Raw genomic sequence first — 14,515 nt, 5'->3', positions numbered from 1 at the left:
GAAGAAAAATCTCATAACATACTTGTTGAAGAACTGGGATTAAAAAATGAAGTATATTTATCTAATGAAATAAAACAGCTGAACGATAAAGAGAATCCATTATATCCAGTCAATCATCTCCATATGTTACTTAAAAAATTTATGAGAGCACATGGAGGTTATGAAAGAGAAAATCTGCAAGACTGGATGAATTTATTTTGGTTTATTATGAATGAGCCTAAAGACCGATATGATAAAGTTCTAAAGTTCATCAAAATGGCGATAATGTCACCAAAAAGGGTGAAATATCGAGATGCTTTATCAAAAAGACACGATAAATAAAGGATTGTTACCCTTTATGTGCAAAGGATGAGCCTTAAATATTTAAAAAGATGGAAAATGGAAATATATTAAAATCGAAAACAAATCAGAAAATAAAACAGCAGATAACTCTAAAATATTAAAAGCTTATAAAGATGAAGTTAATAAGTTTGCTCGAAAAATAGAAACAGACGAGATAAGTGTCGCAGAGTATTCTCTTTATGATATTGATCATGATGGGATAATAGAACTGATTATCAAAGGTGGAACATGTAAGGCCGATTATGCTTATACAATTAACATATAGCAATCAGTTAGTTGAAATTGGGAAAACAACTGCTTCTCATTCGGGTTTAGAAGTAGATCCAGATGGAATTGGTATATATAGAGATACTGCCCATATGGGGCTCAGCATATAGAACGTTTGATAATCGATGATTACGAAATTAAAGAAGAGAAGGTAATGAAATCTACATAATTTTCTTAAGGACAAGATTATATTAGCTATGAACCAATACCTTACTATAACTATGATGATGGTACTGGATTTGAAATGACAACTAAATCATATAAATTTTATCTGTAAAATATGTATAATTATGTTATAAAATTGTTATAGATTGATGAAACATTTAAGAGGAGAAAGTATATGAAAAGTTTAAGAAAGTATTTAACAAACAAGAATTTGTATATTGCGAATATCGTAAGTGGTGGTTTGATGATATTGATGGCACTGATTTGTTATTCCGGCGTGGGAAATTTATCCAACAGTGGATCTTCATGGTCGGATTATGCGTCAGCCTTATCGAATTCTTTAAGTGGTTTGAGCTTTGCCTGCATATTGTATTACATTGATTTACTGCTGGTGATTTTATTAGTCATTGGCTGGGGATTAAAGATTTTCTATTTCAAAGAGAAAAAGGAAATGACTGTGATTCCTTTTGTGATTAGTGTGGTAGCTTTATTGTTTGAGATCTATGGGGTTTCTACGGTCAGTGCTCTTTCCAGCGTCGCAAGAATGGATTTTGATGGTATGTTATCTTCTGCCTATAATCTTCAAAACATTGAGTCCATGAAAATTCCGTTTATTATTTTATTTCTTGCGCATATCTCGTATTTGATTGTTGCCATCCTCTTTATGCGTATGGATAAAAAAGGGGAAAGTGTGAATAGTACAAAATTTGAACAGGGAACAGAAAATTTAATTAAGAGGCTGCAGTCATTTGCCAAAGATCCAAAGGGTAAGAAAACATTGATTGTTATTGTATCTGTGTGTGTCGCTGTTTTAGTAGGATGTGTAGGCTTTGGTTTATACAACATGTTTAAAAAGACACCTCTTGATCTTGTTTCCGAAGTCCAGGTAACTTTCTCCGGCTATGATGGCGAGGGAAGTGCAACGGTAGAAGGGACTGCGGATTATGATCATACTAATGCGGATATTACTTCATTTATTTATGGTGTGACCTATGAAGTTGAAAATAATGGCGAATTATCAAATGGGGATGAAGTTACAATTACAGCCAATTATTCTAAGGAAACGGCCAATAGTTTAAAGTTGGATGTTACTAAAGCCTCGAAGACGATCGAAGTAGAAGGCTTAGAAGAGGTGTATCGCACCTGGGATGATCTTTCCAAAGAAGATCACAAAACGGTGTTAGACAGAACCTATGATAAAGTAATGAAAAAGGCAAAGGATACAACGTATCAATACTTTGGAAAAGAAACAATTACCGTAAATTCATTGAATCAAATCGCAGCTTACTATACATATGCAAAGGGAAGTGGAGAAGGCTCTTTGAAGCTGATTTATAAAGCAGATATTACTTCAACATATGATGGTGATACGGTTAATCATGTAGAGTATTATATGGCTACTGCATCGGGCTTAAAACCGACAAAAGATGGAATTGGAAAGATCAGCGTGGATGTATCTTATTTGTATTCACAGGATGATAGTGAGCAGGAAGCCATCGAGGATGCCGAAGACTATCGTGTAGATGCAGAAGATAAGATCGATATTGAGAAATAAAAAACTTGAAAAATCTTAATGAAATCTTTATACTGCATTTCGTGGAAAGTAAATAGGAGATGTGTATGGAGAATATTCTTGGAATTGAAAAGCCGTCAAAGCTGTTAAGAAGTTTTGCGATTCCCAGCATCATTTCAATGCTGGTAAGCTCATTATATAATATTGTCGATCAGATTTTTATCGGTCAGGGTGTTGGTTATTTAGGGAATGCGGCCACCAATGTTGCGTTCCCTTTAACTACGATTACACTGGCTATCTCGTTGTTGATTGGAATCGGATCGGCTTCTCGTTTTTCTTTATATCTGGGTGCTAAAGAAAATGATAGGGCAAGACACGTAATTGGAAACGGAATCATGGCTATGTTGATCAGCAGTGTGATCTATGTGATCCTTGTGTTCTTGTTTCTGACACCTTTGATGCGGGCATTTGGGGCTACAGATCGTATTTTGCCTTATGCGTTGCAATATACTTCGATCACGACATTAGGAGCACCGTTTTTGATCGGTACTAATGTTCTCAGTAATATGATTCGTGCCGATGGTAGTCCAAAATACTCTATGGCTTGTATGTTGGTCGGTGCTGTTATGAATACGATCCTGGATCCGATCTTTATCTTTATTTTCAGTATGGGTGTTGCCGGGGCTGCCTGGGCGACTGTGATCGGTCAGGTTGGTTCGTTTGTGGTTGGTGCGATTTACTTAAAAAACTTTAAACATGTTCAACTGGAACGAAAAGACTTCCGTTTTTCTCTTCATCAAACGCTGGAAACGGCGGCTATCGGTATCAGTGCATCGATCAATCAGTGTGCCATTCTTGTCGTGCAGATCGTTTTAAATAATTCACTGGTATATTATGGTCAGTTTTCCGTCTATGGACAGGATATTCCGTTGGCAGCCTGTGGAATCGTGATGAAGGTCAATTCGATCTTGATGGCCGTAATTATTGGTATTTCACAAGGAACACAGCCCATCGTTGGTTTTAACTATGGTGCTAAATCGTATGAAAGGGTACGTCAAACCTTGCGGCTTTCTTTAAGCTATGGTTTGGCTGTTTCGATTATTGGCTGGGCTTGTTTTCAGTTGTTTACGGCACCGATCCTTTCCGTGTTTGGAACCGGAGATCCATTATATTTTGAATTTGCCACACATTTCATGAAGATCTTTTTATCTTTAAGCTGTGTGATCAGTATTCAGATTATTTCCTCCGGCTATTTTTCAGCTGTTGGGAAACCATTAAAAGGTATGGTGCTATCTTTGACAAGACAGGTATTGTTCTTTATACCGCTGGTCTTGATCCTACCTCATTTTTTAGGTTTAGATGGAATTATGTATAGTGCGCCGGTTGCGGATGGCGTAGCCTTTGTCGTTTCCCTGATTTTTGTCTTACGGGAATGGAAGCATTTAAAACGTCTGGAAATAGAAGGATAAAGCAGCGAAACACAAAACGGTTTACATATTGTTTTGATAGGCTTATAATGATGTTGTGAAAATAAATAGGAAACCATTCGACCTATTGTTTGACTCGTATAATGGAAATTATACGAGTTTTTTCTTTGGGAAATACCCAATTTTTTTAGGGAGTGTGGTATCATAAAGATATGAAAAAGATGGATCAAGTTAAGGGCAAGCTGATTGTTTCCTGTCAGGCTTTGCCGGAAGAACCGCTGCATTCTTCCTTTATTATGGGCCGTATGGCCGTCGCAGCAAAACAGGGTGGCGCCAAAGGAATTCGTGCCAATAGTGTGAGTGATATCATTGAAATCAAAAAACAGGTAGATTTACCGGTCATTGGTATCATTAAGCGCAACTATGGCGATAATCCGGTTTACATCACACCGACAATGAAGGAGATTGATGAGTTAATGGAAGCCGGTCCGGAAGTAATCGCTTTAGATGCGACTTGTCATGTACGTCCGGATGGAAAGACTTTGGATGAATTCTATAAAGATATTCGTGCTAAATATCCGGAACAGCTTTTGATGGCGGATTGTTCAACCTTGGATGAAATGTTGCATGCCGCTGAATTAGGATTTGATTTTGTCGGTACTACTTTGGTAGGATATACCGAAGAATCAAAGGGATTGCATATTGAATCCAATGATTTTGAAATCATCCGTGAACTGGTTTCTAAGATCGATCGTCCTATCATTGCCGAAGGAAATATCGATACACCGGAAAAGGCAAGACGTGTTTTGGAGATCGGTTCTTACAGCGTAGTTGTGGGTTCCATCATTACGCGTCCTCAGGTCATCACAAAAAGATTTGTAGATGCGATTCAATAAAAGACCTTTTAGAGGTCTTTTTTGTTATAATGGGGATATTGGAGGTGCAGTATGTTAACCAAAGAACAATGTGAAGTGATTCTTTCGCGTTGTATGCAAAGTGAAGCGGATTTTGCAGAGCTTTTTGAAGAAGATACGATCAGTGAAGGAATCTCAATGTTAAATGGTGATGTCGAAGAGATGAACCGTGTGGTTCGTGCGGGCATTGGAATTCGTCTGTATAAAGGTGTACAGTCCGTTTATGGATATACAAATGAGTTGGATCAGAATACGATTTTTGCGCTGGTGGATGATTTAAAGAGCGCTTTGGGTACAAGTAATCGGGAAGTAACAATCCGTCTAACGGAATCGGTGATTGAAAATCATCATCCGATCGTCAAAAATCCGATCGAAGCCTCTTTAGAGGAAAAGGTAGCGTTGTTGAAAAGAGCGTATAAAGCTGCTAAAGAAGCGGATGATCGCATTGTAAAAGTGACCGGCTCTTTAAGCAGTGTGCGCCAGAAGGTACAGATTTCCACCAGTGAAGGAAAATTTGTCAAGGACACACGTACTCGTGTGCGTATGCCCATCACGGCTTTTGCGCAGGATGCTTCTTCCATGCAGTCCGGAAGCGATAGTCCGGGGGCTAGTCAGGGATTGGAATTCTTTGATCAGACCACACCAGAATCGATTGGAAAAGAGGCTGCGCGCACAGCATTGGTTTTATTAGAGGCAAAGGACTGTCCGTCAGGAAAAATGCCGGTAGTCATCGATAATGGCTTTGGTGGAGTTATTTTCCATGAAGCCTGTGGTCATTCTTTGGAGGCCACATCGGTTGCGAAAAACCAGAGTGTCTTTACCGGAAAGTTGAATGAAAAGATTGCCAGTGATTGTGTAACAGCTATTGATGATGGTACGATTCCGGGTGCCTGGGGCAGTGAAAATATAGATGATGAAGGAAATCCACAGGTTAAACGTGTCTTGATCAAGGATGGTGTTCTTCAAAGCTATATGATCGATCGATTAAATGCCAGACGCATGCATATGGAAAGTACCGGTTCCGGTCGTCGTCAGTCGTATAAATTTGAGCCGACATCTCGTATGTCGAATACGTATATTGCGCCGGGAAAGGATTCTTTTGAAGATCTGTTTGCCGGTATTCAAAAAGGGTTGTATGCCAAAAAGATGGGGGGCGGCAGTGTCAATCCACAAACCGGGGAGTTTAACTTTGCGGTTAATGAAGGCTATATGATCGAAAACGGAAAGATCACGTATCCGGTAAAGGGTGCATCGTTAATTGGAAACGGAAAAGATATTTTGATGAACATCGATAAAGTCAGCAACAATCTGGAAAGAGCACAGGGTATGTGTGGTTCGGCTTCCGGTAGTATTCCGGTCGATGTCGGACAGCCGGCTATTCGTGTTTCCAGTATTACAGTAGGAGGTACGGCAAATGAATAAGCAAAAATGGATCGATCGTGCCTTGGAATTGGGCTTGGAAAGTTTTGAAATCTATCAGTCTTTGACTTCGGAGCGCTCTGTCACATGGTATGAAGGCAAGCTGGATACATTTACCACAAGTAAGGTGTTGGGAACTTCCATTCGTGGAGTCTATCAAAAGAAAATGGCAAATATGGCCTTTGAAAAGATTGAAGATGATCAGATGGATGCTGTATTACAAGCTTTGATTGAACAGGCAAAAACGATTTCATCCAAGGAAGAAGACAAGATACGCACACCGCAACCTTTTGAAAGTGTACATAAACCTACAAAGTGGGTCGTTCCGGATGTTGAACAGGTCAAAGAAGTACTAAAACAACTGGAAAGTAAATTGAAAGCTTATGATCCACGCATTCTGCAGGTCAATGAACTGGGATATCAGGAAGCTTCCGGAAAGCGTATGATTACTAATTCGCTGGGATTGGATGTAGAAGATGAAGAGCGCATGCAGATTATCATGGCCTATGTCGTAGCCGGCGAAAATAACGATGTGCAGGTCAACTATGAAGTGGAAGTTGTCGAAGATCTATCGACACTGGATCTGGATGCGTTTGTGAAAAAAGTTTGTGATAAAGCCATCGAAAAGTTGAATGCGGCTTCAATGACAAGTCAGACCTTACCGGTGATTTTTGAAACCGAAGCGATGACTTCGTTGTTTTCGGCTTTTACCGGTTTATGGAATGGAGAACTTTTGTATAAAGGAATCTCTTGTTTAAAGGACAAATGGAATGAAAAGATCTTTTCTGAGAAAATCACGATTGAAGATGATCCGCGTAATGTCGAAGCTTTGACCATTGCCAACTTTGATGATGAAGGCTGCCCAACCAGAAAGAAAGTCTTAGTCAAAGACGGTGTATTTGTACAGGCATTACATTCGACAAAATCGGCAAGCTGTATGCAGACGGAAAGTACCGGAAATGGTTTTAAATCCGGCTATGCCTCGACGATAGGGGTATCACCGATGAACTGTTGTATCGTACCGGGAGAGAAATCACTGCAACAGCTGGAAGAAACGATGAAGAATGGCCTGGTCATTACTGATCTGCAGGGATTACATGCGGGAATTGATTTTGTGACGACCAACTTTTCTTTGCAGGCATCGGGCTATCTTGTCAAAGATGGAAAAAGAGATCGCAGCGTAACCTTAATCACGGTTGCCGGTAATTTCATGGACCTGATGAAAAAAGTAGAACAAGTGGGTAGCGATCTGGACTGGAGCTATCATCAAATAAAGAGTCCAAGCATCTATTTTAAAGAATGTGCAGTAAGCGGGGAGTAAAATTATGAATTTTGTGAATCGGGAAATGCAGGAAGCATTAAAAAATCTGCGGGAAACGGACACACCGCAGAATCGAAATAAGGTACTGGAGCTTTTAATCACAACACAGTTGTTTGTGCCGGCTACCTGGGATAAGAGTCCACAGCTGGATGACCATGGAAATATGACATTTCCACCGGATACACATTTTAGTATCTTGACCATTCAAACAACGGATAAACAGCGCTTTTTTCCTTTCTTTACTTCCAAAGAAGAAAGTGAAAAATGGGCCGGCTCTAAAAACGGTAAGATGTTGTTGTTGACATTTGATCAGTATATTCCAATTGTGGAAATGGCACAGAAGGATATTGCCGGTATCGTAGTCGATCCTTATGGTATCAACACACCGTTTCAAACACCGTTCTTGTTGGGATTAAAAGATCATCCTCGTCATACCGGTTTAAAGGAAACACAAATCTTAAAAGGAGAGAAGGTTTCCTTGCGTACACCAAAAAATGTGGATGATCTAAAAGAGACTTTGATCAAATACGGAAAAGAACATGCGAATGTACGTTCGATCTATTTTAAGGAACGAATCATGGTAGATAAACCGACACATTGGTTTATCATTGTGGATCTAGAAGAGGAAGATCCACGATACTTGCAGGAAATGGCGCATTATTGTGCTCGCTGCAGCCATGGAAAACAGTTTGAATTTATGTTTGCCAGCATGAAGCTTTCACAGGAAATCATGGAGAAAAACACACCGATTTATTTAAAAACGGATGCTTAGTCATCCGTTTTTAATATACGATCTTCAATAAAATGAGCAACTCCATCTTCGTTATTGTCATAGTCAGTTTGATACATGGCAACTGCCTTGATCGCATCACTGCCGTTTTTCATGGCGACAGAAAGTCCGATTTTGTATCCATCATCATGTTGATCGACTGGTGATTGGTGGTGGTGAAACTTCCGGTGCGGTATTGCATGTTTTAGGAATGACTACTTTTAAAGTGGAAAGCTCTATGGCCCCGGGAGTACCGGCTTTAGTACCGGTCTATGAAAAGAAACCTGTCTTTTTCTTGGAATCCGGAAATTTTGGACAAGAAGATTTCTTTGTAAGAGCTTTGAAGGATGTATATGTATGATGCTGTAAAGATGGATGAAGTTTTATGGGTAGCTGCATCTTTGTTTGCGCGAGGGTTTGTCCATGGCTGTACCGGCAATATCTTCTTTGTATCGGTGATAAAAGTCACTGGCTTTTTGGGGACCAATTTGATCATACCACCGCGAAGGATCACATTTCAGCCCAGCTTTCCTGTCCAACCTCTTTACCTGCTGTTCCTTCGATCTGCCAGACACTGGAGCTTGTCCCTGACATAAAATTTTTAGGGATTTTTATTTTCATCAATACCGCCTCCTTATTTCAATTTTAAAATGCAGAAATAGGCAATATAATAACAAGTACAGTAAAAACAGAATTTATAAAAACTAGAAAACATATTAAAAATAAGGTTTATTCTTTTGTTTCCTCTGCAAATGGAGTAAAATGAACATAGCGGGATGTAGCACAGCTTGGTAGTGCACTTGCATGGGGTGCAAGGGGTCGCAGGTTCAAATCCTGTCATCCCGACCAGATTATGACGTCGTCTATGGATATCGCATAGCGGCGAGGAATTATAGGACACCCCTGTAAATAACGGGGGTGTCCCACTTTTTTACGCTCTTTTTGATTATTTCAGGTTTCGCTTGGAGATCAGATTGCACCAATGGGGAAAATGAGAGGAAAAAGGCTGATTTTCATAATTGGTCTGCCACACCACTTCTGACGCAGAAGATTCTCTCCGCACCGCTTTTTCTTAGGGGTGACACGGATGTTTTTTGCACAATAGAAAAAGCACTGCGGAGCAACTTGAGGCGCTTATTGATACGCCATAAAGAAATCTCCCATTTTTCCCTCTGATACAACTGGTAAATCTTACCTCGGACAGCATAGTTGATTACGACCTTGCTATTGCCTTGCGGTAAACACAAATGGAAATGATCGCAGTAATCACCTCTGTGATCCAAAATGCATTCCAGACGCCAACCGCTCCGAAAAGCCTGCTGAGTAAAAACGCAGTCGGGATAATAACTACTACATACCGGCAAAGGGAAATCAGTAAGGACGGGGTGCCTTTTCCAAGTCCCTCCAATGCGCCGGAAGAGGTAACAGAAACCGTCGAGACGATAAAACCGGCACCGATGATACGCAGGGCCGTTTCCCCGGCCCGAATCGTCGCCTCTGTGTGGGTAAACAGCCCCATCAACTGGCCTGGGATCAGTAGGCATATTACTGTTTCAAACACCATAATAATACCACTCATGCACAAAACGATCTGATAAATCTGGCTGACCCTTTTGCTCTCGCCCGCACCGTAGTTATAGCCGATCAGGGGGCGCATCCCCTGCACAATGCCATTCGCCGGAAGATAGATGAATGTCTGCAATTTGTAATAGATTCCCAAAACCAGAATATACACTTCGGAATATGCCGCTAAAATCCCATTGAGTGCCGAAATCAAAAGAGACGGAAGCGCAAGATTCAAGGCTGCAGGGATGCCGATAGAGTACAGTTTTATTACCATCTTTTTGCCGGACAGAACGTACTGCCTGCGGATATGCACGCGAATGGGCCGCACAAAGTAGACGACCAGATAAATCGCCAGCGTCAGGGCCTGCCCGATGCCGGTTGCCAGCGCAGCGCCTTCGATCCCCATTTCCGGGAATGGGCCATAGCCAAAAATCAGAACGGGGTCTAAGATGATGTTTGTGATACACCCGTACATCAGGCTGATCATGGTTGTTTTCATGTTTCCTACTGCCTGGAACAGTTTCTCAAATGCCATGCTGACGGTAACGATGAGTGTAAAAGCAAACGCAACGACAGAATAGTGGACGCCAAGTTCAATGACCGTTTCGGATGAAGTGAACATTCGTAAAAAAAACCGGCATGATTGCGATACAGCAGACTGTCATAACAACGCCGTGGATCACGGCAAGCACAAGTCCCTGTGCGGCGGCCTGATCCGCTTTTCCATGATCCCCAGCGCCCAGATGGAAGGCGATCACTGCATTGATCCCAACGCCAAACCCAATGCCCACAGCATTGATAAAATTTTGAACCGGGTAAACCAGGGATAACGCTGTCATCGCTTCCTCGCTGATCTGCGCGACAAAAAAGCTGTCGACAATGTTGTAGAGAGAATTGACCAGCATGGATAACACCATAGGCAATGACATGGATAAAATCAGCGGCAATACCGGCTTCTCTTTCATGAAAGTATCATTCATTCGTGGCTACCTCCGGTATTCCTTTTCTTGTCATAAAACAGATTGAATCTTTTCGAAAACCGAAGGGCTCATAAAACCGTTCAGCCTCTTCTGTGATCAGCATGCCCAGCAAGGAACGGTAGGTATCTTCTGTTGTAATCGTTTTTAAGAGAGAAGTACCTACACCTCTGTGACGGAAATCCACATCCACAACAACATCGCAAATATAGTACTGGGTGGCATAGTCTGTTATAACTCTCGCAAATCCGATTTGTCTTCCGTCAGCGGTATAAGCTCCATAGCAGACAGAATGTTTCCATGACTCAATAATTGCTTCTTTCCTCCTGCTGCACGCCCATACAGTCTGTGATAGAAGGCGAAGTACTGTTTCTGTTTGTAGGGAATCAAGCCCCTTTTTAATCTGTATCTCCATATTGTCTCTCCTTCCTGATTTCTACTGTGTCTTTGCATCGCCACAAAGTGCTTCTTTTCTCTTGCCTGCCTGAAAAAGCAGGAATGCCAGAACAAATGTTGTCGCTTCGGCGACAGGAAAGGACAGCCAGATCCCGGTAATCTTCAGGAGCTTTTCCAAGCACCACATGAATGGAATGAGCAGGAGAAGTTGCCGCAACAGTTGAATCAACATACTGGGCATTAATTGTTCTGTAGCCTGAAAATAGGTGGAAATCATCGTAGAGAGGCCGCAAAACAGGTAGCTGGCCGCCATAATCCGCATAGCGGATATTCCAAAGGAGCGCATGGCTTCCGACGCCGTAAATAATTCCAAAATCTGCGCTGGAAAGAGGAGGATGGCCAACGTCCCCAGTATCATCATGCCAGTGACCAAAGCAGTTCCGTATCGGAAAGCGGCATGCAGCCTTTCACTGTTGCCCGCGCCATAGTTAAACCGCATGACAGGCAAACAGCCCTGGATCAAGCCGTTTACCGTCATAACGATCAACTGCTGCACCTTAAAATACGCGCCGAAGAAAGCGATTGCCGTATCGGAATACGCCACCAGAAACAGATTGACGAACGTCACCATAAACGAACTGAGGGCATTCATAATGAAAGACGGCAGTCCAAGGGCGAAAATGCGGCCGATCAGCCGCTTTTGCAAACGAAATCCTTTGATCTTTATCCGCACTTTCTGTTTTTTGCCCAGCAGCAAGACAAATGCCAAAATCATGGACAGCAAATAGCCTGCAACAGTAGCCACCGCAGAGCCACGGATTCCCATAGTGGGGAAAATGCCAACACCAAAAATCAGAATGGGATTGAGCGCAAAATTGACCACCACGCCCGCAATCTGGAACCACATGGGAGCGACCATATTTCCGGTGGCCTGTATCATCTTCTGGATGGCGATATGCACCATATTGGGAATTTGCATGAACGAACATACGCTCATATAGGCAATGCTCAACTGATAAATTTCTTCATTATTGGTGAATGCCCGAAAGTAGGGTTTCATAATCAGCAATGACAGAAGATTGAGCAAAGCCCCAATTCCAAAGGCCAGTAACAATCCGTGTGTAACGGTGATATTTGCTTCATCTTGCTTTCTCTCCCCAAGATACCCTGCAATCAATACATTCACACCGACACCGATCCAGATGGACGCTGCGTTCATCAGGGTTGTAATCGGGAATGACAGAGAAACAGCCGTCAACGCATTCTCACTCAGACGCGCTACAAACGCGCTGTCTATCAGATTATAGGAATATTGCAGAAACATGGAGATCAGCGGTGGCAGCGACATTTGCCAGATGAGCTTTCCGACAGGAGCAACCGCCATTTTGTTATTCGTCTGCATACTCTACCTCCTCGTCCACAAATTGTCCGGCGCAGGAAAACTGCGCCGGACAGCAGGACATTAAATCCGAACAATATAGTTTTGTTTGCGTGCTGCGGGTTGACCGGCTTCCTGGGCTGGATAACCCAATGCAATCGCACCGACGCCGCGCAAGGTTTCCGGCAGCTTCCACTCCCGCAGGAGAGCCTTGCCTTTTTCACTGTCAAAAATCTCACGTTCCCGATGCACCCATACGGTTCCCAGACCAAGGGCATGGGCAGCGAGCATCATATTTTCAAGAACGCAGCTTCCATCCTCGACAAAGGTGCTTGCGGAGCCATCTGCCAGAACCAAAATCACGACAGGCGCGCCATAATAGGGGTCTGCATTGCTTCCCATCACTTCTGCATTTAGTTTTGCAATCTCCTGTCTATATTTGGGGTCTGTAATTGCAATGATAGTGGGAGATTGATGTCCTCCGCCAGTAGGTGCGTAAGTCCCCGCTTCCAGTACAGCGTCCAGCGCCTCGGAAGGGACAGGCTCCGATTTATAAGCCCTTACACTGCGGCGCGTCTTGATCAGAGATAAGAAGTTGTTTTCCATAAAAAAATCATCCTCCATTCTGTCAACATTTCCGAGATACAGGCAACAAAAAAGCCACACAACTATTACAGAACAGTTGTGTGGCAAAAAGATGACCGAATCCGGAAAAGTCCACTCAAATTTTACGATTATCATTGTAGTGAAGTCTCAGGAGTCTGTCAAGCGTTAATTAATGTGATTACAGAATGGTAGCAGTGGCTATCTATTGTTTTTGATGTTATTTTACGGCGTATAAGCATTGTAAGCCGTGATGTAATCAATGCCTTTAGAGCGTAACCTTCACAACCCTGCCCTCCGTTAAGGTGAAGATCAGGTGGCCGCCCCGGCAGACCTTGACGGACTCCACCAACTCGTTCCATCTCTCATCGGTATAGACAGGATTGGGATCGTCACATTTTTGCAGCATTTTCTCAAAGGCCGCTTTGACTTCCTCATCCCGGAGTCTGGGAGAATCGCAGGTCTTGTCGCCGTCGTACTTGTGGTTACAGTACCAAACATTGTAATGCTCGCCTGTACTGCGCAGCCGCCAGACTTTGTGACCATAAAAGGAGCCGCAGTCGCCACAGATGAGCTTCCCGGCAAAAGGATGTCTGGTGCGTACTTTCGCCCGGCGCTTGGCGGATATCGCCAACATCGACTGCACCCGGTCAAACACTTCCGGCTCGATAATTGGTTCGTGAGAATTGCGTACCCGGACAGACGGCACCTCACCATTGTTTTTCCGACTTCTTTGGTGAGATAGTCTACAGTGAAGGTTTTCTGGAGTAAGGCCTCACCTTTGTATTTCTCGTTACTGAGAATACTGCGGACAGTGCTGATGCTCCATTTGGTTCTGCCTGCTGGCGTTAGGACGCCCATATTCGTCAGGATGGCGGCAATTTCATTGATGGTCTTGCCGGATAGAAATAAGTCATAGATTTTGCGGATAATAGCAGCTTCTTCCTCCACAATCTCCGGCCTGCCATCCGCGCCCTTTTTATAGCCGAGGAAACGTGAGTAGGCCAGGGACACTTTCCCGTCCCGCATACTTTTCTGCTTACCCCAACGGACGTTCTCACTGATGGAGCGGCTTTCTTCCTGAGCAAGAGAGCTCATGATCGTGAGCATCATCTCGCACTTGGGATCAAAAGTATGTAAGTTCTCTTTCTCAAAACGTACCTCGACGCCGACCGCCTTGAGTTCCCGTACGGTTTGAAGTGTATCCACTGTATTCCGGGCGAAGCGGGAAATGGATTTGGTCAGGATAATGTCGATGCCGCCCCTCAAAGCCAGATCGATCATCCGGTTGAAGTTTTCCCGGTTCTTGGTATTGGTGCCGGTAATACAGCGATCCGCAAACACTTCTACAAACTCCCAGTCAGGATTGCTTTTAATGTGACGGGTATAGAAATCCACCTGCGCCTCATAACTGGATTGCTGCTCGTCCTGTTCCGTAGAAACCCGAGCATAGGCGCA

At 42.9% G+C, this 14,515-nt stretch carries 15 protein-coding genes, 1 tRNA gene and 1 pseudogene; 9 read left to right on the top strand and 8 right to left on the bottom strand.

What is annotated here, in order from left to right:
- From G413_RS12195 to G413_RS0107760, 7 genes are all read left to right on the top strand, one after another.
- Positions 1 to 321 (top strand): hypothetical protein (locus G413_RS12195; RefSeq protein ID WP_027969122.1); only part of this gene is annotated, 321 nt, incomplete at its 5' end.
- 628 nt (positions 322 to 949) lie between these two features.
- Entirely contained in the window at positions 950 to 2,329 is a 1,380-nt protein-coding gene (locus G413_RS0107785) for a hypothetical protein (protein WP_022790347.1), read from the top strand.
- 65 nt (positions 2,330 to 2,394) lie between these two features.
- The gene (locus G413_RS0107780) at positions 2,395 to 3,756 is read left to right on the top strand and encodes an MATE family efflux transporter (RefSeq protein WP_022790346.1); all 1,362 of its coding nucleotides are present in this window, start codon (positions 2,395 to 2,397) and stop codon (positions 3,754 to 3,756) included.
- A 179-nt stretch (positions 3,757 to 3,935) separates the two neighbouring features.
- Positions 3,936 to 4,610, top strand: coding sequence for an N-acetylmannosamine-6-phosphate 2-epimerase (locus tag G413_RS0107775; protein WP_420913462.1), 675 nt, complete (start codon positions 3,936 to 3,938; stop codon positions 4,608 to 4,610).
- A 51-nt stretch (positions 4,611 to 4,661) separates the two neighbouring features.
- Positions 4,662 to 6,050 carry a TldD/PmbA family protein gene (locus G413_RS0107770; RefSeq protein ID WP_022790344.1) on the top strand — a complete coding sequence of 463 codons (1,389 nt, stop codon included), beginning with the start codon at positions 4,662 to 4,664 and terminating at the stop codon, positions 6,048 to 6,050.
- Positions 6,043 to 7,368: a TldD/PmbA family protein gene (locus G413_RS0107765; protein ID WP_022790343.1), complete on the top strand. Its 1,326-nt coding sequence runs from the start codon at positions 6,043 to 6,045 to the stop codon at positions 7,366 to 7,368. Before G413_RS0107770 ends, G413_RS0107765 begins: the two co-directional genes overlap by 8 nt.
- Before the next feature lie 4 nt (positions 7,369 to 7,372).
- Positions 7,373 to 8,140, top strand: coding sequence for an enhanced serine sensitivity protein SseB C-terminal domain-containing protein (locus G413_RS0107760; RefSeq protein ID WP_022790342.1), 768 nt, complete (start codon positions 7,373 to 7,375; stop codon positions 8,138 to 8,140).
- On the opposite strand, the gene G413_RS11950 is transcribed toward G413_RS0107760, so the two are convergent.
- On the bottom strand, positions 8,137 to 8,271 hold the full coding sequence (locus G413_RS11950; RefSeq protein ID WP_276329719.1) for an HAD hydrolase family protein: 135 nt from the start codon (positions 8,269 to 8,271) through the stop codon (positions 8,137 to 8,139). The genes G413_RS0107760 and G413_RS11950 overlap by 4 nt on opposite strands.
- Positions 8,272 to 8,276: 5 nt before the next feature.
- Here G413_RS11950 and G413_RS0107750 point away from each other — a divergent pair, with 5 nt between their 5' ends.
- Both G413_RS0107750 and G413_RS0107740 read left to right on the top strand, forming a co-directional pair.
- Complete coding sequence (locus G413_RS0107750; protein ID WP_081637651.1) at positions 8,277 to 8,498, top strand: nucleotide-binding domain containing protein; 222 nt, start codon at positions 8,277 to 8,279, stop codon at positions 8,496 to 8,498.
- Positions 8,499 to 8,909: 411 nt separating this feature from the next.
- Positions 8,910 to 8,986 (top strand) — tRNA-Pro (locus tag G413_RS0107740).
- 364 nt (positions 8,987 to 9,350) lie between these two features.
- On the opposite strand, the gene G413_RS11235 is transcribed toward G413_RS0107740, so the two are convergent.
- From G413_RS11235 to G413_RS12580, 7 genes and pseudogenes are all read right to left on the bottom strand, one after another.
- Positions 9,351 to 10,325, bottom strand: a complete 975-nt coding sequence (locus G413_RS11235; RefSeq protein ID WP_244910597.1) for an MATE family efflux transporter — start codon at positions 10,323 to 10,325, stop codon at positions 9,351 to 9,353.
- Positions 10,297 to 10,683: an MATE family efflux transporter gene (locus G413_RS12490; RefSeq protein ID WP_244910598.1), complete on the bottom strand. Its 387-nt coding sequence runs from the start codon at positions 10,681 to 10,683 to the stop codon at positions 10,297 to 10,299. Before G413_RS12490 ends, G413_RS11235 begins: the two co-directional genes overlap by 29 nt.
- Positions 10,676 to 11,095, bottom strand: coding sequence for a GNAT family N-acetyltransferase (locus G413_RS0107730; protein WP_022790338.1), 420 nt, complete (start codon positions 11,093 to 11,095; stop codon positions 10,676 to 10,678). Before G413_RS0107730 ends, G413_RS12490 begins: the two co-directional genes overlap by 8 nt.
- 21 nt (positions 11,096 to 11,116) lie before the next feature.
- Positions 11,117 to 12,478 (bottom strand): MATE family efflux transporter, encoded by a 1,362-nt coding sequence (locus G413_RS0107725; RefSeq protein WP_022790337.1) that lies wholly within the window; start codon positions 12,476 to 12,478, stop codon positions 11,117 to 11,119.
- Positions 12,479 to 12,538: 60 nt separating this feature from the next.
- The gene (locus G413_RS0107720; RefSeq protein WP_244910599.1) at positions 12,539 to 13,078 is read right to left on the bottom strand and encodes a nitroreductase family protein; all 540 of its coding nucleotides are present in this window, start codon (positions 13,076 to 13,078) and stop codon (positions 12,539 to 12,541) included.
- 247 nt (positions 13,079 to 13,325) lie between these two features.
- Positions 13,326 to 13,694, bottom strand: a complete 369-nt coding sequence (locus G413_RS12585) for a recombinase zinc ribbon domain-containing protein (RefSeq protein ID WP_211210468.1) — start codon at positions 13,692 to 13,694, stop codon at positions 13,326 to 13,328.
- 128 nt (positions 13,695 to 13,822) lie between these two features.
- Positions 13,823 to 14,500 (bottom strand): annotated as a pseudogene (locus tag G413_RS12580) (recombinase family protein); the annotation flags it as partial.
- Positions 14,501 to 14,515 lie beyond the last annotated feature (15 nt).

Origin of the sequence: Faecalicoccus pleomorphus DSM 20574, assembly GCF_000420345.1 — a bacterium.
GTDB classification, from domain to species: domain Bacteria; phylum Bacillota_I; class Bacilli_A; order Erysipelotrichales; family Erysipelotrichaceae; genus Faecalicoccus; species Faecalicoccus pleomorphus.
Note: the sequence above shows the minus strand (reverse complement) of the source record. Positions and strands in the feature narration are given on the sequence as shown.